Below are 24,345 nucleotides of genomic sequence, written 5' to 3'. Positions count from 1 at the left end.
ATCGCGACCCGCGAAAAGCCGCCGGAATGTGGTCCGCTCCATACCGGGCAGACGCCCGGACCCGTCCCTTCGCCACCCCTCGGCATCCGGCGCGCACATTCCGCCCCTCCGGCGTACGGTCTGAGATGTCCCGTTCTCCTCTGCGGAAGGAGCCCGCCCGTGGGGATCCCCGACAGGTGCAAGAACCGGTTCCAGGACTGGTTCGAGGACCGGTTCGCAGGTCGGTTCGTGGACCGGTTCGCAGGTCGGTTCGTGGACCGGTTCGCAGGTCGGTTTGTGGATCGGTTCGCGGGTCGGTTCGTGGACCGGGCCCGGCAGAGCGCGTAAGGCACTCCCGTACGGGGGGACCGGGCCTCCTGAACCCCCGCCCGCGAAGCCGATCGTTCCGGCCTCGCGGGCGGTGAGTTGTGCGGGCGGCGGTTCCGGCCACGCCCCGGGCCACCGGAGCGGCGCGGGGCGGTGGGGGTCGGCGCGGGGGGGGTGGGGGTCGGCGCGGGGCCGCCGGGGTCGGCCGACGGCCCCCGGCGTCAGCTCAGGATCGTCGTCAGGAACTCACCCGTCCACGACAGCAGTTCGCGGCCCACCACCGGCTTGCCGCCGATCTGGCCCGAACTCGGGCGCGGCACCAGAATCTGGCGGGCCGTCCCCTTGATGACCGTGCGCGGGTGGAGCCTCTTGAGGCGCAGTTCCTGGGACTCGCGGAGCTCGACCGGGGCGAAACGGATGTTCGGGCCCTGGAGGACGATCTCGCCGACCCCGCAGGCACGGGCCAGCATGCGCAGACCGGCGACCAGCAGCAGGTTCTCGACGGGCTCGGGGAGCTTTCCGTAACGGTCGGTGAGTTCCTCCCGTACGGCCGCGATGTCGGCCTCCGTGTTGGCGGAGGCGATGGCACGGTACGCCTGGAGGCGCAGGCGCTCGCCGGGGGCGTAGTCGTGCGGGACGTGGGCGTCCACCGGCAGTTCGATCTTGACTTCGAGGGGTGCCTCCGGCTGCTCCTCGCCGCCTTCGACGGCTGCCCGGTAGTCGGCGACGGCCTCGCCGACCATGCGGATGTACAAGTCGAAGCCGACGCCGGCGATGTGCCCGGACTGCTCCCCGCCCAGCAGGTTGCCCGCACCGCGGATTTCGAGGTCCTTCATCGCCACGTACATGCCCGCGCCCATCTCGGTGTGCTGGGCGATGGTCGCCAGGCGCTCGTGCGCGGTCTCCGTGAGGGGCTTCTCCGGCGGGTACAGGAAGTAGGCGTAACCGCGGTCGCGGCCGCGGCCGACACGGCCGCGCAGCTGGTGGAGCTGGGAGAGGCCGAAGTTGTCGCCGCGCTCGACGATGAGGGTGTTGGCGTTGGAGATGTCGATGCCGGACTCGACGATCGTCGTCGACACGAGGACGTCGAACTTCTTCTCCCAGAAGTCGACGACGACCTGTTCCAGGGCCGTCTCCGACATCTGTCCGTGCGCGGTCGCGATGCGCGCCTCGGGGACGATCTCGCGGAGTTTGGCCGCCGCCCGGTCGATGGACTCGACGCGGTTGTGGATGTAGAAGACCTGGCCCTCGCGCAGCAGCTCACGGCGGATGGCCGCGCCGATCTGCCTCTCCTCGTACGGGCCGACGAAGGTGAGCACCGGGTGGCGCTCCTCCGGCGGGGTGGTGATGGTCGACATCTCACGGATGCCGGTGACCGCCATTTCGAGCGTACGGGGGATGGGTGTCGCCGACATTGTCAGTACGTCGACATTCGCCCGGAGCTTCTTCAGCTGCTCCTTGTGCTCGACGCCGAAGCGCTGCTCCTCGTCGACGATCACCAGCCCGAGGTCCTTGAACCTGGTCTCCTGCGAGAACAGCCGGTGCGTGCCGATGACCAGGTCGACGGAGCCGTCCTTCAGCCCCTCCAGGGTCGCCTTCGACTCGGACTCGGTCTGGAAGCGCGACAGCGCCCGTACGTTGACGGGGAACTGGGCGTACCGCTCGGTGAAGGTCCCGAAGTGCTGCTGCACGAGGAGCGTGGTGGGGACCAGGACGGCGACCTGCTTGCCGTCCTGGACCGCCTTGAAGGCGGCCCGCACCGCGATCTCCGTCTTGCCGTAACCGACGTCGCCGCACACCAGCCGGTCCATCGGGACGGACTTCTCCATGTCCTCCTTCACCTCGGCGATGGTGGACAGCTGGTCGGGCGTCTCCACGTACGGGAAGGCGTCCTCCAGCTCGCGCTGCCAGGGGGTGTCGGGGCCGAAGGTGTGGCCGGGGGCCGCCATCCGCGCCGAGTACAGCTTGATGAGGTCGGCGGCGATCTCCTTGACGGCCTTCTTGGCGCGCGCCTTCGTCTTCGTCCAGTCCGCGCCGCCGAGCCGGTGCAGCGTCGGCGCCTCCCCGCCGACGTACTTCGTGACCTGCTCCAGCTGGTCGGTGGGGATGTAGAGGCGGTCGCCCGGCTGGCCGCGCTTGGCGGGCGCGTACTCGACGAGGAGGTACTCGCGGGTCGCGCCCTGCACGGTGCGCTGCACCATCTCGATGTAGCGGCCCACACCGTGCTGCTCGTGCACGATGAAGTCGCCGACCTGGAGGGTGAGCGGGTCGACGGACTTGCGGCGGCGGGCCGGCATCCGGCCGAGTTCCTTGGTGGCCGTGCGCTGGCCGGTCAGGTCGGTCTCGGTGAGGACGGCGAGCTGGAGCGCCGGGTCGACGAAGCCGTGGTCGAGGACGCCGCAGGCGACGTGGACGACGTTCGGCGACAGGGTGGCGAGGTCGCCGTCCAGGCGGGCCGCGATGCCTTCGCCGGAGAGGACCTCGACGGTACGGGCGGCCGGGCCGTGGCCCTCGGTGATGTACACGACGCGCCAGCCGTCGGCCAGCCAGCCCTTGCTGTCGGCGAGCGCCTTCGCGGTGTCGCCCCGGTACAGCTCCGGCGCGTGCATGCCGAGCTGGAGGGTGTCCGCCTCGCGTGTGGCGTCGTCGGCGGCGAACGGGGACACCGACCACCACATCATGCCGAGGTCGCGGGCGTGGTCACGGACGTCGGCGATGCCCCACAGGGACGCCGCGCCGACGTCGATGGGCGCGACCCCGCCGCCTGCGCTCGCCGCCCACGACGCCTGGAGGAACTCCTGGCTGGTCGCGACGAGGTCGGCGGCCCGGGTACGCACCCGTTCGGGGTCGCAGACCACCGTCATGGACCCCTCGGGCAGGACGTCGAGCAGCAGTTCCATGTCGTCGACGAGGACCGGGGCAAGGGACTCCATGCCCTCCACCGCGATCCCCTCGGCGATCTTGTGCAGCAGTTCCCCGAGCTCGGGGTGGGCCTCGGCGAGTACGGCGGCCTTCTGCCGCACCTCGTCGGTGAGCAGCAGTTCACGGCAGGGCGGTGCCCACACACCGTGCTCGGCGACCTCCAGGGACCGCTGGTCGGCGACCTTGAAGTAGCGGATCTCCTCGACGTCGTCGCCCCAGAACTCCACGCGCAGCGGGTGCTCCTCGGTGGGCGGGAAGACGTCCAGGATGCCGCCGCGCACGGCGAACTCGCCGCGCTTCTCGACCAGCTCGACCCGGGCGTACGCGGCCGCCGCGAGCGCGTCCGTCAGCTCGCCCAGATCGGCGCTCTGCCCCGACCTGATCGACACCGGAACCAGGTCGCCGAGCCCCTTGACCTGCGGCTGGAGCACCGACCTCACGGGTGCCACGACCACGCTCACCGGGCCTGCCGACGGGTCGTCGTCGCGCGGGTGCGCGAGACGCCGCAGTACGGCCAGGCGACGGCCGACGGTGTCGGAACGCGGCGAGAGCCGCTCGTGCGGCAGCGTCTCCCAGGCCGGGAACTCCGCCACGGAGTCCTCCGGCAGGAGGGTGCGCAGGGTCGCGGCCAGTTCCTCCGCCTCACGGCCGGTAGCGGTGACGGCCAGCACCGGGCGGCCCGCGTCGCGGGCCAGGGCGGCGAGGGCGAAGGGGCGGGCGGCGGAGGGGCCGACGAGGTCGACGTGCATGCGGTTGCCGTCGACCGCGGCCTTCACCGCTTCGGCGAGCGCCGAATCTCGTACCACTGCATCCAGCAGGCCGTGCAGACTCATGAAGGGCATCCATCCGAACGCTGAGAACTCTGGGGTCCGGCCGCGCGGGGACACCTGCCGGTGCGGCGGGTGGGCAACGCGAGCCGCCCGACACGTCGCACGGGCCGGGGGCTCCCAGCCTACGACGGGTGGCGCGCGCGTGCGGGAAACGGCGGCGGGCCTGGCCGAAAGCGGCGGGGTCCCGCGCCACGGGCGGCCGGCGTCCCGGCACCGCAGGAACGGCCGGACGCCGGCCCCGCGCGACGGGATGGACGCCCGTTCCGCGCGACGCACCGGACGCCCGTCCCGCACGGGTGCCCGTCCCGCACGGATGCCCGTTAAGCACGAGCGGCCGGACGCCCGTCCTCCCCGGCTCCCAAACGCCCGCAGCCGGGAACGGACGGGCGTCCGGACCCAGCTGGGTCCGGACGCCCGTCCTCCTGGGGCCGTTCTGCTCGGGGCCGTCCTGCCGGGGGCCGTCCTCCTTCGGACCGTCCTTCCGGAGGCCGTCCTCCTGGGGCAGCCCTCCGGAGGGCCGCCCCAGGGGCAGTCCTCTCGGGTGCGGGCCTCTTCGCCCGGCCCGTTCCGTCCTACTCCGTCGCGATCGCGTTCAGCACGTTCATCCGTCCGGCGCGGAATGCCGGAACCAGTGCCGCCAGCAGTCCGACCAGCGCCGAGGCCAGGAACACCGTGACGATCGTCGTCCACGGGATCTCCAGGACGTTGATGCCCTCCAGGGCGAGCAGCTTCTGGGCGGACATCCCCCAGGCCAGCCCGAGCCCCAGGCCCAGCAGCGCGCCGAAGAGGGCGATGACGACCGACTCCAGACGGATCATCCGCCGCAGCTGGCGGCGCGAAAGACCGATGGCCCGCATGAGCCCGATCTCGCGCGTCCGTTCGACGACGGACAGGGCGAGGGTGTTGACGACGCCCAGGACCGCGACGATGATCGCCAGCCCCAGCAGCCCGTAAATGATGTTGAGCAGTTGGTCGACTTGGGCCTTGAGGTCCTTCTTGTAGTCGGTGGAGTTGAGCACCCGGTACTGCGGGTACTTCGCGACCGCCGCCTTCAGCGAGGCGTACGCCTGGTCCGCCTGGCCCTCCGCCGCCTTCGCGAAGACGGCCATGTCCTGCGGCATCCGCTCCGCGGGGGTGTGCGCGGCGGCCGTCGCGATGTCGAGGTACATCGCCCCCTTGTCGACATTGACGTCGTCCGAGGTGATCGCCGCGACCTTGAGCTTCGCGCTCTTCCCGCCGGGGAACGCGACGGTCAGCTCGTCGCCGACCTTCACCTTGCGCTTCTCGGCGTACTCGTCGCCGACGGACATCGCGCCCGGCGCGTACGCGTCGGCGAGCTTTCCGGCCACCGTCTCGCGGCGCAGGTCCTGCATGTACGAGGGGTCCGTGGCGGACAGGGTCGTGCGTTCCGAGGTGCCGTCCGGGGCGGTCACCGTGGCGGTGACCAGCTTGTAGTGGGTGAGGCGGGCGATGCCCTCGGCCTCGGCGAGTGCCTGCTGCGCCTGCGGCAGCACGGGCATCCCGGTGTTGGACCGTACGGTGAAGTCGGCGCCCACCGACTTGTCCAGTTCCTGGTTGGCCGAGGCGACCATCGAGGACGCCGCGACCGACAGGCAGGCCACCAGCGCGAGCCCGATCATCAGCGCGGAACCGGTCGCTCCGGTACGCCGGGGGTTGCGCAGCGCATTGCGTTCGGCCATCCGTCCGACCGGGCCGAAGAGCCGCAGCACCACCGCGCTGAGCCCCTTCACCACGAAGGACACGAGCAGCGGCCCGACGGCGACGAACCCGATGAGGGTGAGGACGACTCCCGCCGCGAGGAAGAGCGAGCCCTCGGCGGCCTTCTCCGCCTGCGCCGCCGCGAACAGTCCGGCGGCGCCGAGCGCGGTGAGCGTCAGGCCGATCCCGGCCCGTATCCGGCCCGCCCTGCCGTCGGCCGGGGTACCCGCGTCGCGCAGGGCCGCCATCGGGGAGACCGTGCCGGCCCGGCGGGCCGGGAGGTAGGCGGCGACGACGGTGACGACGACGCCGAGGACGAACCCGACGACCGGGGTGACCCAGGTGACGGTCAGGTCGTCCGTGGAGAGATTCATGCCGATCGCGTTCATGAACTGCATCAGTCCGACGGCGAGGCCGATCCCCGCTCCGATGCCGAGCAGTGAACCGAAGACGCCGAGCAGGACCGCTTCCAGCAGCACGGACCGGTTGACCTGCCTGCGGCTGGCGCCGAGGGCGCGCATCAGGCCGATCTCGCGGGTGCGCTGGGCGACCAGCATGGAGAAGGTGTTGATGATCAGGAAGACGCCGACGAGGAGGGCGACCCCGGCGAAGCCGAGCATGGCGTACTTCATCACGTCGAGGATGGACGCGATGTCGTTCTTGCTCTCCTCGCTCGCCTCCGCCTTGGTCTGGATCTTGTACGAGTCGGCGCCCAGCGCTGCCGCGACGCCGGCCTTCAGCTCTTCCTCGCCGACGCCCTCGCGGGCGGTGACGTTGACGCCGGTGTAGCGGTCCGGGCCGCCGAGCAGCTTCTGCTGTGCGGTCTTCTCGTCGTAGAAGACGACGGTGGCGCCCGGGTTGGTCGTTTTGAACGTGGCGATGCCGCTGATCCTGGCGGTGAAGTCGCCGGTGACGGCTATCGTCCGCAGTTCGTCGCCGAGCTTCAGCCCGTGCTTGTCGGCGGTGTCCGCGTCGATCATGACGTCGGTGGGCCCGCGCGGGGCTCGCCCGGAGGTGATGTCCATCAGCCGGGCGTCGGCGGAGGACCAGTTGCTCGCGATGGTGGGGGCGCCGGTGTCGGAGCCCATGTTCTTGTTCTCGCGGTCGACGACGGTCACGGACATGCTGCTGACCGTGCCCTCCGCGGCCTGCACGCCCTCCGCGCCGGCGATCGTGCGCAGCGTGGAGGCGGGCAGGGTGACGGGGCGTCCGGCGTGCGTCTCGGAGTTGTCGTTCTTCTCCTTCTTCGGCGTGACCGTGACGTCGGCGGAGGAGGTGGCGAAGAGCTTGTCGAAGGTGGTGTTCATGGTGTCGGTGAACACGAGGGTCCCGCAGACGAAGCCCACCGAGAGGAGGACGGCGACGGCGGAGAGCGCCATGCGTCCCTTGTGCGCGAAGAAGTTGCGCATCGAGGTCTTCCACACGGTCATGACGTGCGCCCCCGGCCGTCGAAGGCCTTCATGCGGTCCAGCACCAGTTCGGCGGTGGGCCGGCGCATCTCGTCCACGATCCGCCCGTCCGCCAGGTACAGCACCCGGTCCGCGTACGCGGCGGCGACGGGGTCGTGCGTGACCATCACGATCGTCTGACCGAGCTCGTCGACCGAGCGGCGCAGGAAGTCCAGCACCTCCGCGCCGGAACGGGAGTCCAGGTTCCCGGTCGGCTCGTCACCGAAGATGATCTCCGGTTGGGACGCCAGCGCCCGCGCCACGGCCACCCGTTGCTGCTGTCCGCCGGACAGTTCGGACGGACGGTGGCGGAGCCGGTCGGCGAGCCCGACGGTCTCCACGATCCGCCGCAGCCAGTCCGCGTCCGGCTTGCGTCCCGCTATGTCCATGGGCAGCGTGATGTTCTCGATCGCGTCGAGCGTCGGGAGGAGGTTGAAGGACTGGAAGATGAACCCGACCCGGTCCCGGCGGAGTTGGGTGAGTTTCCTGTCCTTGAGCCCGGTCAGCTCGGTGTCGGCGAGGAAGACCTGCCCCGACGTCACCGTGTCCAGCCCGGCCAGGCAGTGCATCAGCGTCGACTTGCCGGACCCGGAGGGGCCCATGATCGCGGTGTACTCGCCGCGGGCCATGTCGACGTCGACGTGGTCGAGCGCGACGACCCGCGTCTCTCCCGCCCCGTACGCCTTGACGACCTGCCGCGCGCGGGCGGCGACGGCCGTTCGCCCACGTGTGCCTCCGTGCTGGGACACGTCCATCGCCGTAGTCATGCCAATTCCCCTCGTTCGGCGCGGTGCTGTACGCACCCCGTCGTCGGTCCAGGCTGTAAGTCCAAGCTGTGTAAGTCCAAGCTAAGGAAACGGCCGCATCAGCACCTCGCCCCGAGGTACCAACCCATGACTGCACCTAAGTAGGGGGATCGGTAGGGGTTCCTCAACCCCTGGGTGGAGCGCGGGGTGGGGGCTTCTCCTCCCTGTCCACGCCCTCCCCCGCCCGACCTGCGGATGAGACGCTGGGGCGCGCCACATACGTGCAGGGGGAAGGGAGTTCGGTGGACGGGAAGGATGCAAGGGGCACGGACACGGGAGGCGCGGACATACGCCGCGGACCCGTCGTCGCGGCCCTCATGCTCGGCATGGCGCTCGCCGCGCTCGACGGAACCATCGTCGCCACCGCGGTGCCGCAGATCGTCGGCGACCTCGGCGGGTTCACGGTCTTCTCCTGGCTCTTCTCCGGCTATCTGCTGGCCGTCACCGTCACCCTGCCGGTGTACGGAAAGCTCTCCGACACCTTCGGCCGCAAACCGGTCCTCATCACCGGCATAGCCCTCTTCCTCCTCGGCTCCGTGCTCTGCGCGCTCTCCTGGAGCATGCCCGCGCTCATCGCCTTCCGCATCGTGCAGGGCCTGGGCGGCGGCGCCATCCAGGGCACCGTCCAGACCGTCGCCGCCGACCTGTACCCGCTCAGGGAACGCCCCAGGATCCAGGCACGGCTTTCCACGGTCTGGGCGGTGTCCGCGGTCGCGGGACCGGCCGTGGGCGGGGTGCTCGCCGGATACGCGGACTGGCGGTGGATCTTCCTGATCAATCTCCCGGTGGGCGCGGTGGCGCTGTGGCTGATCGCGAAGTACCTGCGGGAGCCGGGACGGGTGCCCCCGCCGGGCCGGGAGGAAGCAGGCCCGAAAGAGGCCGGGCGGAAGGCGTCCGCGCGAGGGGCGGCGGGGCACGAGACGGCCTTGCGAGGGGCGGCGGAACGGGAGCCGACGACAGGGGAAGCGGCGGGACGGGAGTCGGTGGCGCGGGAACGCACCGCGCCCTCCGTTCGTTCTCGTGTCGACTGGGCCGGTGCACTCGCCGTATTCGCCTGCGGCGGGCTGCTGTTGACGGCGCTGGTGCAGGGCGGAGTGGTCTGGCCGTGGCTCTCCGCCCCGTCGCTGGCGCTGTTCGCGGCGAGCGCCGTACTGGTCGTGGTCGTCGTACTGGTCGAACGGCGCGCCGCCGAGCCGATCCTTCCCGGCTGGGTGTGGCGTCGCCGGACGATCGCCGCGGTCAACGTCGCGCTGGGCGCGCTCGGCCTGCTGATGGTCGCCCCGATGGTCTTCCTGCCGACGTACGCCCAGTCGGTGCTGGGCCTGGACCCGACGGCCGCCGGGTTCGTGCTGTCCGTCATGACGCTGAGCTGGCCCCTGTCGGCGGCACTGAGCCAGCACGTCTACCGGCGGATCGGCTTCCGGCAGACCGCGATCGTGGGCATGTCCTTCGCGGTGCTGGTCCTGGCGGCGTTCCCGCTGCTCCCCTTCCCGGGGGAGGCGTGGCAACCGGCGCTGATCATGCTGCTGCTGGGTGCCGCCCTCGGGCTCTTCCAACTGCCGCTCATCGTCGGGGTGCAGTCGACGGTGGGCTGGTCGGAGCGCGGGACGGCAACGGCGTCGATCCTCTTCTACCGGCAGTTGGGGCAGAGCGTCGGGGCGGCGGTGTTCGGCGCGGTGGCGAACGCGACGCTGGCGTCGCGGCTGGCAGCGGCACCGGAAGAGATGCGGGACGGACTTCCGGCCGACCTCGACTCGGTCTCGCACGCGCTGACCGACCCGGCGTCGACACTGCCCGCGGCGGCGGCGGACTACCTGCGACGGGCGGTGGACGTGGCGGTGGACCACGTCTACATGGGGGCTGCCGGGGCGGGGGTGCTCGCGCTGGTGGCCCTGGTGGTACTGGCCCCCCGCAGGTTCCCGGTCCTGCTCGACCCGGAACCCGGCCTGCTCCCGGAACCGGAGCAGGAGCCGTGGCCGGGAGCGGATCCGGAGACGTCCCGGCCACGGAAGCAGTAACCGCGGCGGGACGCGGCACACACGTACCCCGGCCCCCCGAGCACACCCATCCCGGCCCGGACGGCTCGCCCCCGGCCCCCCGGGCGACGCCCCCAGCACGTGCGCCTTGGCCTCCGGGCCGCGCTCCTCACCCCTGAGCACACGCACCTCAGCTCCGGGCAACGCCCCCGGCCCCCAGCACACGCGCCCCGGCCCCGGGCGACGCCCCCCGCCCCCCAGCACACGCACCCCAGCTCCGGGTAGCGCCCCCGGCTCCCGAGCCCACACCCCGGCCCGGACGACCCGCCCCTGGCCCCGGCGCTCCGAAATCCGCTCCCAGCCCCGCCCCCAGCAGCCAGCACATGAGCCCCCAACCCCGGACCGCCCGCTCCCCGTGCTCCGTCGCCCCGGCCCCAACATCCGAGACCGATCGCACGAGCCCCCGCGCCCCCCTACCCCTCTTCCTCTTCCTCCTCCCCCGCGCCTCCTACCCCTTCCCCGCCTCCCCCGCCCTCTCCTCCGCCGCAGTCCGCCCGGTCAGCGTCGCCAGGCTGTTCCGTACGTGGGCCATGTGCGCGTGCATCTCCTCGCGCGCCTCCGTGTGCTCCCGCAGCAACCGCTCCGTCTCCCGGACGACCCTCTCCTCCCGGACCCGGGCCTGCGCGATCAGCTCCGCGCCCCGTGCCTCGGCGTCCTCCTGGGCGTGGCGCGCTTCCTCCGCCGTCTTCACCAGGGCCCGCTCCGCCGAGGCGAGCAGTGCCTCCGCCCGCCCTGTCAGCGCGGCGAAACGTTCGTCCTTCTCCGCCTCGTGCCCGGCCAGCTCCCGCTCCGCCGCTTCCCACCGCTCGGCGTGCTCCTTCTCCTGTGCCGCGAGGATGCCGTGGGTGCGCCGACGAGTGTCCTTCAGCGCCGCCTCGGCCTCCGCCCGCCACATCTCGGCGTCCGCCCGCGCCGCGGTGCGCCGCTCGTCGGCCTCGCCCCTGGCCAGCTCCAGCAGTCGTCCGGCGGCCTCCTCCGCCTCCGCGCGGACCGTGTCCGCCGCCGCCCGTGCCGCGTCCCGCGTCGCCCGCGCCGCCGCTTCGGCCTCCTCCCGTACGGAAGACGCGTCCTCCGCGGCGACCTCCCGCAGTTCCTGGGCCTCCTCCTGGGCGAGGAGGAGGAGCGACCGCGCGCGCTCGCCCAGCGACTCGTACGTCTGCGGAGCCAGCCGCGCCACCCTCTCGCGCAGCGTCTCCGCCTCGGCCTCGCTCTGCTGGAGGAGGACGGCCAGCCGGGCTGCCCGGTCCCGGGCGGCGTCGCGGTCCCGGGAGAGTCCGGCGATGCGGTGGTCCACCTGTTCCGGGCGGTAGCCGCGGCCCCGCACCTTGGTGAAGCCGTGGGGTGACGTCGATGAATCCATCCGTGGTGTCCCCTTACATCCGGTACTGCGATGTCCGGCCCGAACTCCGGCACATCCTGGTGGATCGGTTCCAAGTGTCCACAAAGCGACACTCCACCCCATACCCAGCCCTCGGGGGAACCACGAGGAAAGGCCGGGGTCTCGTCCCGTCGACGGGTCGAGCACCCCGGCCTCCACTCGCGGCAACGGGCGAGAGGTCGCTACAGCAGCCCGTCCCACATCTGTTCCAGCAACACCGACCACCAGCTCTCCGGCGAGGCCAGCGCCGCCGGGTCGAGGGCCGCCAACTGCGCCTGGAAGTCGACGGTCCAGCGGCCCGCCTGCTCGGGGTTGAGCCCGAACCGCAGCCGCCACATCCGCCCCAGCAGGGCCAGACACCGCACGAACTCCGGCAGACCCGTGTTCACGAACTGCGGCGGTACGGGCTGCCCGCCGGGCCCCGCCTCGACCGGCACAGCCACGATGTTCGCCGTCCCGTACTGCACGCAGATCGCCCGCCCGAAGTCCGAGCCCATGACGAGGTACGAACCCGCGTCCGACGCGGGCTGCACCCCGCGCTGCTGCGCCAGCTCGGCCAGCGTCGGCACGGGCTGCCCCGGAACCGCCTGCGCCCAGAAGAACGGGCCGAAGTCGACCGGCAGCCCCGCCCACATCAGCGTCACCGCCACGGCCTCCGGCACTCCCTGCCGCGACACCGCACCCTGGTCGAACCGGAAGACCGCCTGCGGCCCGAACGCCGAGACCAACTCGTGCGCGACCCCGTCGGGCGGAATCGGCGGCAGCTGCGGCAACTGGCTCGGGTGCGGCAGCGGCGCCCGTACCGGGGCGGGCCGCGCCGGACCGTCCGCGACCTGGTGCAGCTCGCCCTGGTGGGTGAGCAGGTGCTGCATGCCCTGCTGACGCGACGCGTGATCCGTGCCGTACGGGGCGACGCTCGTGATCCGTACCTGCGGCCAGGTCTCCCGGATCATGCGCGCACAGTAGCCGCCCGGCAGCTCGCAGGACGCCAGCTCCGTGTGCAGTTCCAGCACCTGCTGCGGCGGCACCTGCATCGCCCGCAGCTCGTGCAGCATCTGCCACTCGGGGTGCGGAGTGCCGGGCGCGGAGCGTCGGATGAGCTGCTGCTCGGAGCCGTCCTGCGCCCGGTAGCGCAGTACGGCCTGGTAGCCGGGGCCGACCGTGGGCAGCCCGGACGGCGGCTGCTGCGGATAGCCGTACGCGGGCGGCGGGCCTGGCTGCGGCTGGCGCCCGTGCGGCGGCGGCATGTGCGGCGGGGGCTGCTGGGCGTGCGGGGGCGGCATGCGCGGCGGCTGCTGGGCATGCGGCGGCGGCCCCTGGTGCGGGTGCGGGGGTACGGCGCCGGGCGGACCCGGCGGCTGCGGCGCGCCGGGTCCGCCCGGCGGCGGGCCTGCGAGCATCGTCGCCGCGTGGTGGACGCCCCCGCCCGGAGGCGGGGTCGAGCCCGGCGCCCCGGGAGCACCGGGCGGGCCGGGCGGCCGAGGAGCCCCGGGGAGGCTCTGACCGCCGTGGCTCGGGTCGGCGAGCATGGTCGCCGCGTGGTGGACCCCTCCGCCCGGAGGCGGAGTCGAGCCCGGCGCGCGCGGCGGACCCGGCGGGCCCGGCGGCTGGGGCGCACCCGGGCCGCCCTCGGCCCCGAGGTGCGGAACCATGGCCGTCGGCACGTAACCACCCGGAGCCGATGGAGCCGATGGCTGCGGAGTCGCACCCGGCCTGGCGCCCGGCGTGCCCGGAGCGCCGGGCGGCGGCGGAGTCGTCGCACCACCGCCCCGGCGGGCGCCGGGCGGCAGGGTGGCCTTGCTGGTCGCGGCGTCGGCGATGTCCTCCGCCCCCGCGGACAGGCCGGGTCGGCGGGCAGCCCCCGGCGCGCCCGGGGCCGCGCCCGGGGCCCCGGGCGGCGGCGTGCCGGAACCCGAAGCGGAACCAGGCGCACTGTCCGCGTCGGCCCCCGGGCCGGTACCGGCGTCCGTGCCCGGAACCGGGCCCGAGCCCGGGAGCGGCTGCGGCGGCTGCTGCGATGCCGACGGAACCGACGGGTCCGTCAGGGCCGGCGACACCGCGGTCCGCGGCAGCCGACTGCCGCCCTGGATGAGCGAGGTCTTCGCCTCGGGCCCCACGCCGGGCGGCGGCGTGTCGTCGTCGTCCGCACCCACCAGCGGCGGCGCGAACACGGTGGCGGGCAGCGGAACGCCGTCCGCGTCACCGGGGTTGGTGTCGGTACCGGCCCACGGGGTCGCCCCCGCGGGCGGCGTACCGGCCGGGCCCGGGGCCCCGTCCGTACCGCTGCCGACGCCGGAGGCCGTCGCCGGCACGCCGTCCGCGGCAGTCGGCTCGTGCGCGTCGGGGGCGTCCCCGCCGGCGGCCGGCCACGGCGCACCGACGGAAGCGGAACCGGCGGCGCCCGAACTCCCGCCCCCGCCGTCGGAGGCAACCGGAACGGAACCCGAAGCGGAGGACGAACCGGAACCGGACGCCGACGCACCCCCCGACGTGCTTCCGCTCCTGCGGTCGGGAATGCCGATCTTGTCCGCCGCCTCCTGCAACCACTCGGGCGGCGTCAACAGGAACGACGTCTGTTGCAGGTCGACGCTCTGCGGCGGCGCCGGAGCCGGCTCGGCCGGGCCGGGGGGCGTCCCGTACTCCTCCTCGTACCGGCGGATCACCTCGCCCACGGGCATCTCCGGCCACAGCGTGGCCTCACCGCTGTCGCGGGCGACGACCAGACGCTGCCGGCCGCCGTCGGAGACCGGGCCGTTCTCCCGGTCCTCGGCCCACACCACGAACCCGAGGTCGAACTCCCGTACCCGCACCTCCCGGTGCTGATAGGCGGGCACGTCACCGTTGACCCACTCGTCGCCGCGTTCCTGCGCCTGCGCGAAAGTCACCATCGGACTCTCACCCCTCGTCCGAGACCGCGACCGCGCGCGCGAAGCCGCCGTCCACCATCAGATCCGCCACTGTCTGCAACTCCGGCGGACTGCCCGCCAACCGTTGCAGGAACTCGTCGAAGTCGTCGCCGCAGGGCAGCAGCAGACGCTCCACCCGCTCCTGCACCGACCAGCCGTCCTGGTCGCGGGCGTCGTCGTACGCGCAGAACCACACCGACCCGACGCCCTCCCCACGCACCTTCACGGCAAGGATCCCGCCCTGCACGAACGTGACGCCGAGATAGTCCTTCGTGAGGTGATCGCGCAGACACTTGTTGACGTAGACCAGGTCGTTGAGGCCGGCCTCGTCGCGCACCGTGAAGAACGGCTGGTCCACCAGCAGGCCCAGCTCCGGATCGAGCGCCGCGCCCACCGGCGCGCAGCCGCCCGCCGCCTTCAGGAAGGAGCGGTACGCACCGGGCAGCCGGTACCCCAGGTCCTCCTCCACGCCCAGCACCTGGGACTCCGACACCGCCACCGCCCCCCTCGGCAGACCGAAGTGGACCGGCCGGGTCTCCTGGAGCGGGCGGGTACCGCGCTTCTCCTGGTCGACGGCCGTCGTCGCGAGCCCGCCGTGGTGGCGCAGCAGCGCCTTCACCTCCACCGGCACCAGCTGCATGCGGCGGGTGTACGGAACGTGGTGCCACGTCCAGCCGTGCGGGGTCGCCACCGGATCCAGCGTCTCCCACAGCGCGTGGCCGTCGGCGTGCAGAGCGGCGTTGGCCGACACGTAATCGGTCAGCCTCAGCTCGTCCACGCCGAACCCTTCGGGGGGTTCGGCGATCTCGGCGGCGGCACGCGCGTAGGGCGTGAAGTCCGGGTAGCCGTCCTCGTCCACCCGCACACCCTGGGGGTGACGGGCGGCCCGGACCGGGTCCGGAAAGCGCACGAGCTGCCCGGCGTAGGCCGCGTTCGGTGGCGCGGCTTGCTGCCCGAGCCGACCTGAAGTCATGGCGGTTGCCCCCTGCTGCGTCTGGCTGGATCCACCACAGCCTATGCGGTGGTGCAACAGCCGGTCCCGCCCCCGGACAGCCTGCGAGACACCCCCGCCGCAGCCCGTGACGGGGGGTCCACCGCCGGTCCACGGGCGGTCACCCACACCCGTCCCCGCCCTCTCCCCCCACCCCCTCGCCCACCCCGCCCCCCACCGCCCAGCACCCCCTCCACGACCCGGCCCGCACACCATCCGCCGACCACCTCGCGGCCACCCCCGCACGGGTGACGCGCCCGAACCAGTGCCCCAGCTTCCCCAGCACAGGGCACATTTGGCAGGCTGTCCCCCGCAACTCGGGGGATTGCAGGGAGGGAACGCACCACCATGCGCGCTGCACATACAGGAAATCCGCACACGTTGCGGACAACGGGGCCGAACAGCACGACAGGAGCAACGGGGACAGCACCAGCAGCAACGACAGCCGGACCGACGCCGACGACCACCGGACCGACCGCCGGTGCCTCGCCCTCCCGTACCCCGGCACCCGCCTGGGCGGCCCCCGCGGCCCCGCCCCACACCTCCGCCCCACCGGCGCCGCCCGGAACACCCGGCACGCCGGGCCGGTCGAGCACCTCCGGCACCTCCGGCACTCCGGACCCGTCCGTGGCACCCGTCCGCCCGGACGCCGCCCGCACCTCCGGCACGCCCGGCCGACCGAGCGCGTCGGGCATACACGGTGCCTCGGACCCCTCCGGCACCACCGGCCCCTTGAACGCATCCCGCGCATCCGGCACCACCGGCCACCCGAACACATCCCGCGCACCCGGCACATCCGGCCGCCCCCACGCTCCCGGCACCCCGGACGCATCCGGCACACCCGACACACCCCGGACCTCGGGCACACCCACCCCCTTCGGCACACCCACCACTTTCGGCGCCTCCACCCCGGAGAGCACCTCCCACACCTCCGCCGCCGCCGACGCGCAGAACCCGTCGGCCACCTCAAGCGCTCCCGGCGATCCCCGGCTCACCTGGAGCGCCACCACCGAAGCACCGCCCCCCGTCCTGCGCCACCGCCGCGACGGCATACTGCCCGCCGTCGCCGCCGCCCTCTCCGTACGCGGCGCGGACACCCTCACCTGCACGGCCGGCCGGGCCGACCAGCCGCCCACCCTGCACCCCCTCGTACAGGACTTCCTCGACACCCTCAGCACCAGCCAGCGCACCCGCTTCACCGGCCGCTGCCCCGAAGCGATCCTGCTCTCCCGGCACCTGTCCGCCGCCGCGGCCGGACGCTCCAAACGCGCGGCGCGCAAGCCGCTCACCGCGAACGAAGCACGCCGCTCCCTCAAGCACTCCAAGCTCACCGCCCGCCGCATCCGCGAGGACGGCGACCCCCTGCACGGCAGCTACGCACCACCCTGCCGCTCCTGCGCACCGCTGCTCGCCCACTTCGGCGTACGCCCGGTCGACCCCACCGCCGAGAAGGGCTGACCCGCACCTCATGCCCCCCAGCTCCACCACACCCCCCGCCGCCGACCCGGCCCACCACCTCAACACCAGCACCACCCGCTTCCCCGTCGCCGTCGACGCCGCACTCCGCGAGGCAGGCTGGCAACCGGGCCGCTGGGACATAAGGCAGGCCGAGCACTGGGCCGACACCCTCCGCGCCCACGTCTCCCCCGCAGGCCACCGCCACAGCGTCTTCCCCGCGGCGGTCGAAGCCTGGGCCGAATTCGGCGGCCTGCACATCAACCCGCCCGCCACGGGCCGCCAGCTCGCCCCCAGCCCCCTGGTCCTCGACCCCCTGCACGGCCTGCACCTCGCCCGCACGTTCGCCGACCTCGGCCGCGCCCTGGGCACCGAGGTGTGCCCGCTCGGCCAGGAGAACCACCCCGGCGGCGAGGCGCAGGCCGCCCTCGCCGTCGACGCCGAAGGCCGCGTCTACAGCCTCGACCACACCGGCGACTGGTTCCTCGGCCACACCCTCGGCCAGGCCCTCGCGACCCTCGTCACCGGCGCCCAACCGCACCGCCTCACCACCGGCTGAACTACCCCGCGCCGCACGCCCCCACCGGCCCGCACACGCCGCCCGCCCCGACGGGAAGATCCGCCCGGCAGCCACCGGACACCCCGGCGGCACCCGTCCCGCACCCACCGGCAAGTCGCAGAACCCGCAGGAAAAAGGGCGCGCCCCGCCCGTAGGCTGGTCCGTATGACCGTTACGGGGGCAGACCGGAGCGGCTCGGACCTGACCAGTCCGAGTCCGCGCATCTGGTGGTGGGAGCGACGCCGCAGCGTCGTGCTGGACGCAGGATTGGCGGCGGCCTCCGCCGTCGAGTGCGCGCTGGAGGGGATCGACTTCGCCCAGGAGACCAGGGCGCCTCTCGCGCTGGGCGTCCTCCTGGGCCTGCTCGCGGGCTCCACACTGCTCGTACGGCGCCGCTGGCCGATCGCCGTCGTTCTGGTGTCCATCGCGGTCACCCCCGCCGAGATGGGCTTCCTGCTCGGCCTGGTCGGGCTCTACACCCTGGCCGCCTCCGAGGTCCCCCGCCGCATCATCGCCGTCCTGGCGGCCATGTCGTTCACCGGGACCTTCATCGTCTCCCTCGTACGGATGCGCTCCCTCGCCGGCCAGGAGGGCGAGGCCGAGTTCGACCCCGGCACCGGCTACACCCTCACCATCTCCTTCGTACTCGCCCTCGGCATGTCCGCCCCGCCCCTCCTCCTCGGCCTGTACATAGGAGCCCGCCGCCGCCTCATGGAGAGCCTGCGCGAACGCGCCGACTCCCTGGAGCGCGAACTCTCCCTCCTCGCCGACCGCGCCGAGGAACGCGCCGAGTGGGCCCGTACGGAGGAACGCACCCGCATCGCCCGCGAGATGCACGACGTGGTCGCCCACCGCGTCAGCCTCATGGTCGTCCACGCAGCAGCCCTCCAGGCCGTGGCCCTCAAGGACCCCCAGAAGGCCGTCAGGAACGCGGCCCTCGTCGGCGACATGGGCCGCCAGGCCCTCACCGAACTCCGCGAGATGCTGGGCGTCCTGCGCGCCCCGGCAACCACCACGGCCGCACCCCCCACCACTCCCGTCCCGCTGGCAGCCGTCGGCGCCGCCGCGGCAGCCGCCGCCGAAGCCGCCGAGAACGGCCCCTGCCTCGCCGACGTGGACGCCCTCGTCGAACAGTCCCGGGCCACCGGAATGGCCGTCGACCTCTCCGTCGACGGCGACCCCGTCCCCTGCGGCGCCCTCGTCGAACAGACCGCCTACCGGGTCATTCAGGAAGCCCTCACCAACGTCCACAAACACGCCCCCGGGGCGAAGACCTGGGTGCGCATCGCCCATCGCGAGGGCACCGAGATCGCCATGCAGATCGAGAACGGCCCTTCCGACACCGACGCCGCCCAGGCCGGCCTCCCCAGCGGCGGCAACGGACTCGTCGGCATGCGCGAACGCGTCCAGACCCTCGGCGGAGTCTTCGTCGCCGGCCCCACCGACCCGGGCGGCTTCCGCGTCTCGGCGGTCCTGCCGGTCAGGGAGCCGGGGGCGGAGTAGCTCGGCCGCCCGGCCGGAAGCCCTCCCTCAGCATCACCGTGGGCTGTCCGGTGTGCCGCGCGATCGCCTCGAAGTAACGGTCGCAGTGCAACAGAGAGAGACCGGACAGTTCGGCCACCGCCGCGATAAGGAGGTCGACCGGTCCGGCACTGCGGTGCTCGCCGTGTTCCACGAGGATCTGCTGCACCTGCCGGGCCCTCCGGAAGGTGCTTTCCGGGATCGGTGCCCAGGCATAGAAGCCGCTCAGGTACTCCTGCATCTGCCGGTGGTGAACGGCTGACCGTGCGGAGCGGAGAACCTCCATCTCGGTGACCTCGCACATGCCGACCACACCCGAGTCCAGTGCTTCCCCCCACCCCCAGGCATCCGCGCCATGCTGCAGGAAGCGCGCCACCGCGGAGGTGTCGACCAGGTACTTCACGCAACGTGCTCCTGGCCGTCTGCTTCGCCGTGGCTCGCACGGTATGCGGCCTTGTCCGTGAGCGCGGCGAGATTCAGCGCCTCGGCGGCTACACGTTCCGCGGCCATGCGGGCCTCGTGACGCTTTACCCGGTCGCTGACCTCGCGCAGAGCGCGGTTGACGGTCTCCTTCTTGGTCTTCGTCCCGAAGGCGTCCTGCGCCACCGCCAGTGCGTCCTCATCGATTTCGATCAGCGTTTTGCCCAAGACCTCACCCCTTCGTATATCCACAATCCTACGCGGATACATCGTCGCATTCGAGGGCAGTGATGCGGCATAGTGTTGGGGTCGCCGTCAGCAGGCTGACGCGATGTCCGTTTTAGTCAGTAATGATCCCCCGTGGTGTAATTGGCAGCACTGTGGCTTTTGGTGCCATCTGTTCGGGTTCGAGTCCTGACGGGGGAGCTATCACGTTATGCGGGTCCCGACCTCCACGGTCGGGACCCGCCCTCGTTTCCCTCCCGTAACCCCCCGGTATCCTGCGGAAGTCCACCCCCGTAGTAGCCGAAGGGCCCCACCGTGAGCGCCAATAGCCCGGCAGCCGTCGTCGTCCTCGCAGCGGGTGAGGGCACCCGCATGAAGTCGGCCACCCCGAAGGTCCTGCACGAGATCAGCGGGCGTTCGCTCGTCGGCCACGTGGTCACCGCCGCCCGCGAACTCGACCCGGCCGACCTGGTCGTCGTCGTGGGTCACGCCCGCGAGAAGGTCTCCGCGCACCTCGGCGAGATCGACGCCGAAGCGCACACCGCCGTGCAGGAGCGGCAGCTCGGTACGGGTCATGCCGTACGGATGGGCCTCGAAGCCCTCGGCGGCAGCCCGTCGGGGACGGTCGTCGTGGTCTGCGGCGACACCCCGCTGCTGACCGGCGAGACGCTGAAGGCACTGGCCGCCACACACTGTGCCGACGGCAACGCCTGCACCGTGCTGACCGCCGAGGTTCCGGACTCGACCGGCTACGGGCGCATCGTGCGGGACGCCGGGACGCAGGCGGTGACCGCGATCGTCGAGCACAAGGACGCGAGCGACGCCCAGCGGGCGATCCGTGAGATCAACTCCGGTGTCTTCGCCTTCGACGGCGAGCTGCTCGCCGACGCGCTGGGCAAGGTGCGTACGGACAACAGCCAGGGCGAGGAGTACCTGACCGACGTCCTCGGCATCCTGCGCGAGGCGGGCCACCGGGTCGGCGCGTCGGTGGCCGGCGACCACCGCGAGATCCTCGGCATCAACAACCGTGTGCAGCTCGCCGAGGCCCGTCGGCTGCTCAACGCCCGTCTGCTGGAGCGCGCGATGCTCAGCGGCGTCAGCGTCATCGACCCCCAGTCGACGTTCGTGGACTGCACGGTGACCTTCGGGCAGGACGCGATCGTGCACCCCGGCACCCAGCTGCTGGGTGCGACGCACATCGCGGCGGATGCCGAGGTCGGTCCGAACACGCGGCTGACGGACACCACGGTGGGGATCGGCGCGCGTGTCGACAATACGGTGGCGGTGTCCGCGGAGATCGGCGCGGCGGCCAGCGTGGGCCCGTTCGCGTACCTGCGTCCCGGTACGAAGCTCGGTGTGAAGTCCAAGATCGGTGCGTACGTCGAGACGAAGAACGCGCAGATCGGTGAGGGCACGAAGGTGCCGCACCTGTCGTACGTGGGTGACGCGACGATCGGTGACCACAGCAACATCGGTGCGGCGAGCGTCTTCGTGAACTACGACGGCGAGGCCAAGCACCACACGACGATCGGCTCCCACTGCCGTACCGGTTCGGACAACATGTTTGTGGCTCCCGTCACGGTCGGGGACGGCGCCTACACGGCGGCCGGGTCCGTCATCACGAAGGATGTGCCCGCCGGTTCGCTGGCCGTGGCCCGTGGACAGCAGCGGAATATCGAGGGCTGGGTGGCTCGCAAGCGTCCGGGCAGCGCTGCCGCGCAGGCGGCGCAGGCCGCGTCCTCGGAGGTCTCTTCGCAGGCAGGGGGGTCCGACGGCGAGAGCTGACCGGAAACGGGTGCGTCGTTCTCGGCGTACCGTGATAGGTGCACGAATATTCGGCTGGCTCGTCCTGCGTGACTCATCCGCGGTTCTTCGCGGGGCGTACGCGCGCGAGTGCGGCGGCAATGAATCACGTCCGAGGAGACAGTGCTGTGACCGGGATCAAGACGACCGGCGAGAAGAAGATGATGCTCTTCTCCGGCCGCGCCCACCCCGAGCTGGCCGAGGAGGTCGCGCACCAGCTGGGTGTCGGCCTGGTGCCGACGAAGGCCTTCGACTTCGCCAATGGTGAGATCTACGTCCGCTACCAGGAGTCGGCGCGTGGCGCGGACTGCTTCCTGATCCAGAGCCACACGGCTCCGATCAACAAGTGGATCATGGAGCAGCTGATCATGCTGGACGCCCTGAAGCGGGCTTCCGCGCGCAGCATCACCGTGGTCGTTCCGTCCTACGGGTACGCCCGTCAGGACAAGAAGCACCGTGGTCGCGAGCCGATCTCGGCGCGTCTGATCGCCGACCTGATGAAGACGGCCGGTGCCGACCGCATCGTCACGGTCGATCTGCACACCGACCAGATCCAGGGTTTCTTCGACGGCCCGGTCGACCACCTGTTCGCACTGCCGGTCCTCGCGGACTACGTGGGCGCGAAGGTGGACCGTTCGAAGCTGACGATCGTCTCTCCGGACGCGGGCCGGGTGCGGGTGGCCGACCGCTGGTGCGACCGTCTGGACGCGCCGCTGGCGATCGTGCACAAGCGTCGTGACAAGGACGTCGCCAATCAGGTGACCGTCCACGAGGTCGTCGGTGTCGTGAAGGACCGCGTGTGCGTCCTGGTGGACGACATGATCGACACGGGCGGCACGATCTGCGCCGCCGCCGACGCGCTGTTCGAGAACGGTGCGGCGGAGGTCATCGTGACGGCCACGCACGGCATCCTGTCGGGTCCGGCGGCCGACCGCCTGAAGAACTCCAAGGTGAGCGAGTTCGTGTTCACGGACACGCTGCCGACGCCGGGCGAGCTTGAGCTCGACAAGATCACGGTGCTGTCCATCGCGCCGACGATCGCGCGTGCGCTGCGCGAGGTGTTCGAGGACGGTTCGGTGACGAGCCTCTTCGAGGAGCAGTAGTCGACGGTCGTCCGTAGTACGTGGCCCGAGGGCCGGCGGGCGGCGGTCGTGGCGTGTGCGGGGCCGTCACCCGGTGGGGTGGCGGCCCTGTGGCGTGCGGGGCGGGTGGGGGCTTGAGGATTCGGGGCGCTGATCCGGGGTTGTGGTGATCCAATTGGGCGGCTCGTGGTGTGCCGGGTAGACTGCCCGGGTTGCTCGGCGAGGGAGACTCGCGGACCGGTGTTCCGGTACGTCGGTGGTTCTCCGTTATCGACGCGCTCTTCGTAGCAGGCCGCTCGTGTGGCCGGGTGACCGTTTCCGTTTTCGTCATCCCACGAGGAGTGCAGTCATGGCTGAGGTCAAGCTCACCGCTGAGGTCCGTACCGAGTTCGGCAAGGGCGCTGCCCGTCAGACCCGTCGCGCCAACAAGGTTCCGGCCGTCATCTACGGTCACGGCGCCGACACCGTGCACGTCACGCTGCCGGGTCACGAGCTGATGATGGCGCTCAAGACCAGCAACGCCCTGCTGAACCTGGACATCGAGGGTCGCAGCGAGCTGGTCATCCCCAAGGCCGTCCAGCGTGACGCCATCAAGCGCACCATCACGCACGTCGACCTCCTCGCGGTGAAGAAGGGCGAGAAGGTCACCGTCGAGGTCTCCGTGCTCTCCGAGGGCGACCTGGCGCCGGGCGGCAACCTGCTGGAGAACGTGCTCAACACGATCTCCGTCGAGACCGAGGCGACCCACATCCCCGAGTCGGTCACCGTCTCGGTGCAGGGTCTGGACGCCGGTGACGCGATCCACGCCAAGGACATCACGCTGCCCGAGGGCACGACGCTGGTGACCGACCCCGACGCCATCGTCATCCAGGTCGTCTCCGCGCAGGTCGAGGAGCCGACGGACGCCGAGGGCTCCGAGGGTTCCGAGGCCTGAGCCTCGTAGCCGGCGGGGCCTCGTGCCTCGCGGGGGCGGGGCCCGGTGCCTCGTCGCTCACGCTTTTCGCGGTCAGCCGCCGTTCCGTGCCGCAGGGCACGGGGCGGCGGCTGACGCATGTGTACGGACTCGTAGGTGCACGCAGGTATGAAGGAGCCATGCAGATGACGACGCCTCCCGCCGTCCCGGACCCGTCGGCCCCCTGGCTGGTCGTGGGGCTGGGCAATCCCGGTCCGGAGTACGCGGCGAACCGGCACAACGTGGGGTGGATGGTCGCCGACCTCCTGGCCTCGCGGATCGGCGGCAAGTTCAAGTCGCACAAGGCGCGTGCGCAGGTGCTGGAGGGGCGGATCGGTCCGCCCGGTCCGTACAACCGGCGTGTCGTGCTGGCGAAGCCGTTGTCGTACATGAACCTGTCGGGCGGGCCGGTGACGGCGTTGCGCGACTTCTACAAGGTGCCGACCGCGAACGTGGTCGCGATCCACGACGAACTGGACATCGACTTCGGCGCGCTGCGGCTGAAGTGCGGTGGCGGCGACAACGGTCACAACGGGTTGAAGTCGATGACGAAGTCGCTGGGGCCGGACTATCACCGGGTGCGTTTCGGCATCGGGCGTCCACCGGGCCGGATGCAGGTCGCGGACTTCGTGCTGAAGGACTTCTCGTCGGCGGAGAAGAAGGAGCTGGACTACTTCGTGGACCGGGCGTCGGACGCCGTGGAGGCGCTGGTGATCGAGGGCCTGGAGCGCGCGCAGTCGACGTACCACTCGTGAGCGTTCCGGGTGCGCGGTGACGGGAGACCGGTGACGAGTGAGCCGGTGACGGTGACCGACACGGTGACGGCGGTGACGGGTGACCGGCACGGTGACGGTGACGGTGACGGGTGACGGGTGACGGCGGTAACGGGTGACCGACACGGTGACGGCGGTGACGGTGAAGGTGACCGGCACGGTGACGGTGACGGGCGAACCGGCGACGGGTGACCGGGGATGGTGACCGGTCAC

At 72.0% G+C, this 24,345-nt stretch carries 15 protein-coding genes, 1 tRNA gene and 1 pseudogene; 9 read left to right on the top strand and 8 right to left on the bottom strand.

Features of this window, described 5'->3' with window-relative positions; genetic code table 11:
• Positions 1 to 527: 527 nt before the first annotated feature.
• The 3 genes from mfd to ACQPZG_RS21080 form a co-directional block, all read right to left on the bottom strand.
• Positions 528 to 4,061 (bottom strand): transcription-repair coupling factor, encoded by a 3,534-nt coding sequence (mfd, locus tag ACQPZG_RS21090; RefSeq protein WP_433547298.1) that lies wholly within the window; start codon positions 4,059 to 4,061, stop codon positions 528 to 530.
• Positions 4,062 to 4,630: 569 nt separating this feature from the next.
• A complete protein-coding gene (locus ACQPZG_RS21085) occupies positions 4,631 to 7,207 on the bottom strand; it encodes an ABC transporter permease (protein ID WP_433547297.1) in 2,577 nt (858 codons plus the stop codon).
• Positions 7,204 to 7,992: an ABC transporter ATP-binding protein gene (locus tag ACQPZG_RS21080; protein WP_433547296.1), complete on the bottom strand. Its 789-nt coding sequence runs from the start codon at positions 7,990 to 7,992 to the stop codon at positions 7,204 to 7,206. Before ACQPZG_RS21080 ends, ACQPZG_RS21085 begins: the two co-directional genes overlap by 4 nt.
• A gap of 356 nt (positions 7,993 to 8,348) precedes the next feature.
• On the opposite strand from ACQPZG_RS21080, the gene ACQPZG_RS21075 reads away from it, so the two are divergent.
• On the top strand, positions 8,349 to 10,049 hold the full coding sequence (locus ACQPZG_RS21075) for an MDR family MFS transporter (RefSeq protein WP_433549485.1): 1,701 nt from the start codon (positions 8,349 to 8,351) through the stop codon (positions 10,047 to 10,049).
• A gap of 466 nt (positions 10,050 to 10,515) precedes the next feature.
• Here ACQPZG_RS21075 and ACQPZG_RS21070 read toward each other — a convergent pair whose 3' ends face one another.
• The 3 genes from ACQPZG_RS21070 to ACQPZG_RS21060 all read right to left on the bottom strand — a co-directional run bounded on the left by ACQPZG_RS21070 (position 10,516) and on the right by ACQPZG_RS21060 (position 15,324).
• Complete coding sequence (locus ACQPZG_RS21070) at positions 10,516 to 11,427, bottom strand: cellulose-binding protein (protein ID WP_433547295.1); 912 nt, start codon at positions 11,425 to 11,427, stop codon at positions 10,516 to 10,518.
• 200 nt (positions 11,428 to 11,627) lie between these two features.
• Positions 11,628 to 14,333: an SUKH-4 family immunity protein gene (locus ACQPZG_RS21065; protein WP_433547294.1), complete on the bottom strand. Its 2,706-nt coding sequence runs from the start codon at positions 14,331 to 14,333 to the stop codon at positions 11,628 to 11,630.
• Between the two features lie 7 nt (positions 14,334 to 14,340).
• The gene (locus tag ACQPZG_RS21060; RefSeq protein WP_433547293.1) at positions 14,341 to 15,324 is read right to left on the bottom strand and encodes an SMI1/KNR4 family protein; all 984 of its coding nucleotides are present in this window, start codon (positions 15,322 to 15,324) and stop codon (positions 14,341 to 14,343) included.
• Positions 15,325 to 16,311: 987 nt separating this feature from the next.
• On the opposite strand from ACQPZG_RS21060, the pseudogene ACQPZG_RS21055 reads away from it, so the two are divergent.
• The 3 genes and pseudogenes from ACQPZG_RS21055 to ACQPZG_RS21045 all read left to right on the top strand — a co-directional run.
• Positions 16,312 to 16,800: pseudogene (locus ACQPZG_RS21055) on the top strand (YwqJ-related putative deaminase); the annotation flags it as partial.
• Between the two features lie 10 nt (positions 16,801 to 16,810).
• Positions 16,811 to 17,356, top strand: a complete 546-nt coding sequence (locus ACQPZG_RS21050; RefSeq protein ID WP_433547292.1) for an SUKH-3 domain-containing protein — start codon at positions 16,811 to 16,813, stop codon at positions 17,354 to 17,356.
• A gap of 165 nt (positions 17,357 to 17,521) precedes the next feature.
• Positions 17,522 to 18,859 (top strand): sensor histidine kinase, encoded by a 1,338-nt coding sequence (locus tag ACQPZG_RS21045; protein WP_433547291.1) that lies wholly within the window; start codon positions 17,522 to 17,524, stop codon positions 18,857 to 18,859.
• On the opposite strand, the gene ACQPZG_RS21040 is transcribed toward ACQPZG_RS21045, so the two are convergent.
• Both ACQPZG_RS21040 and ACQPZG_RS21035 read right to left on the bottom strand, forming a co-directional pair.
• Positions 18,837 to 19,280 (bottom strand): PIN domain nuclease, encoded by a 444-nt coding sequence (locus ACQPZG_RS21040; protein ID WP_433547290.1) that lies wholly within the window; start codon positions 19,278 to 19,280, stop codon positions 18,837 to 18,839. The genes ACQPZG_RS21045 and ACQPZG_RS21040 overlap by 23 nt on opposite strands.
• Complete coding sequence (locus ACQPZG_RS21035; protein ID WP_433547289.1) at positions 19,277 to 19,525, bottom strand: type II toxin-antitoxin system VapB family antitoxin; 249 nt, start codon at positions 19,523 to 19,525, stop codon at positions 19,277 to 19,279. The genes ACQPZG_RS21040 and ACQPZG_RS21035 overlap by 4 nt, the downstream gene beginning before the upstream one ends.
• 126 nt (positions 19,526 to 19,651) lie before the next feature.
• On the opposite strand from ACQPZG_RS21035, the gene ACQPZG_RS21030 reads away from it, so the two are divergent.
• The 5 genes from ACQPZG_RS21030 to pth all read left to right on the top strand — a co-directional run bounded on the left by ACQPZG_RS21030 (position 19,652) and on the right by pth (position 24,114).
• Positions 19,652 to 19,723 (top strand) — tRNA-Gln (locus tag ACQPZG_RS21030).
• A 114-nt stretch (positions 19,724 to 19,837) separates the two neighbouring features.
• Positions 19,838 to 21,307, top strand: a complete 1,470-nt coding sequence (gene glmU, locus ACQPZG_RS21025; protein WP_433547288.1) for a bifunctional UDP-N-acetylglucosamine diphosphorylase/glucosamine-1-phosphate N-acetyltransferase GlmU — start codon at positions 19,838 to 19,840, stop codon at positions 21,305 to 21,307.
• Between the two features lie 146 nt (positions 21,308 to 21,453).
• Entirely contained in the window at positions 21,454 to 22,428 is a 975-nt protein-coding gene (locus ACQPZG_RS21020) for a ribose-phosphate diphosphokinase (RefSeq protein ID WP_185028982.1), read from the top strand.
• 328 nt (positions 22,429 to 22,756) lie between these two features.
• Positions 22,757 to 23,341 carry a 50S ribosomal protein L25/general stress protein Ctc gene (locus ACQPZG_RS21015; RefSeq protein WP_433547287.1) on the top strand — a complete coding sequence of 195 codons (585 nt, stop codon included), beginning with the start codon at positions 22,757 to 22,759 and terminating at the stop codon, positions 23,339 to 23,341.
• Positions 23,342 to 23,505: 164 nt separating this feature from the next.
• Positions 23,506 to 24,114 (top strand): aminoacyl-tRNA hydrolase, encoded by a 609-nt coding sequence (gene pth, locus ACQPZG_RS21010; protein ID WP_433547286.1) that lies wholly within the window; start codon positions 23,506 to 23,508, stop codon positions 24,112 to 24,114.
• Positions 24,115 to 24,345: the final 231 nt, after the last annotated feature.

This window comes from Streptomyces sp. CA-294286, assembly GCF_050947155.1.
Lineage (GTDB): Bacteria > Actinomycetota > Actinomycetes > Streptomycetales > Streptomycetaceae > Streptomyces.
Note: the sequence above shows the minus strand (reverse complement) of the source record. Positions and strands in the feature narration are given on the sequence as shown.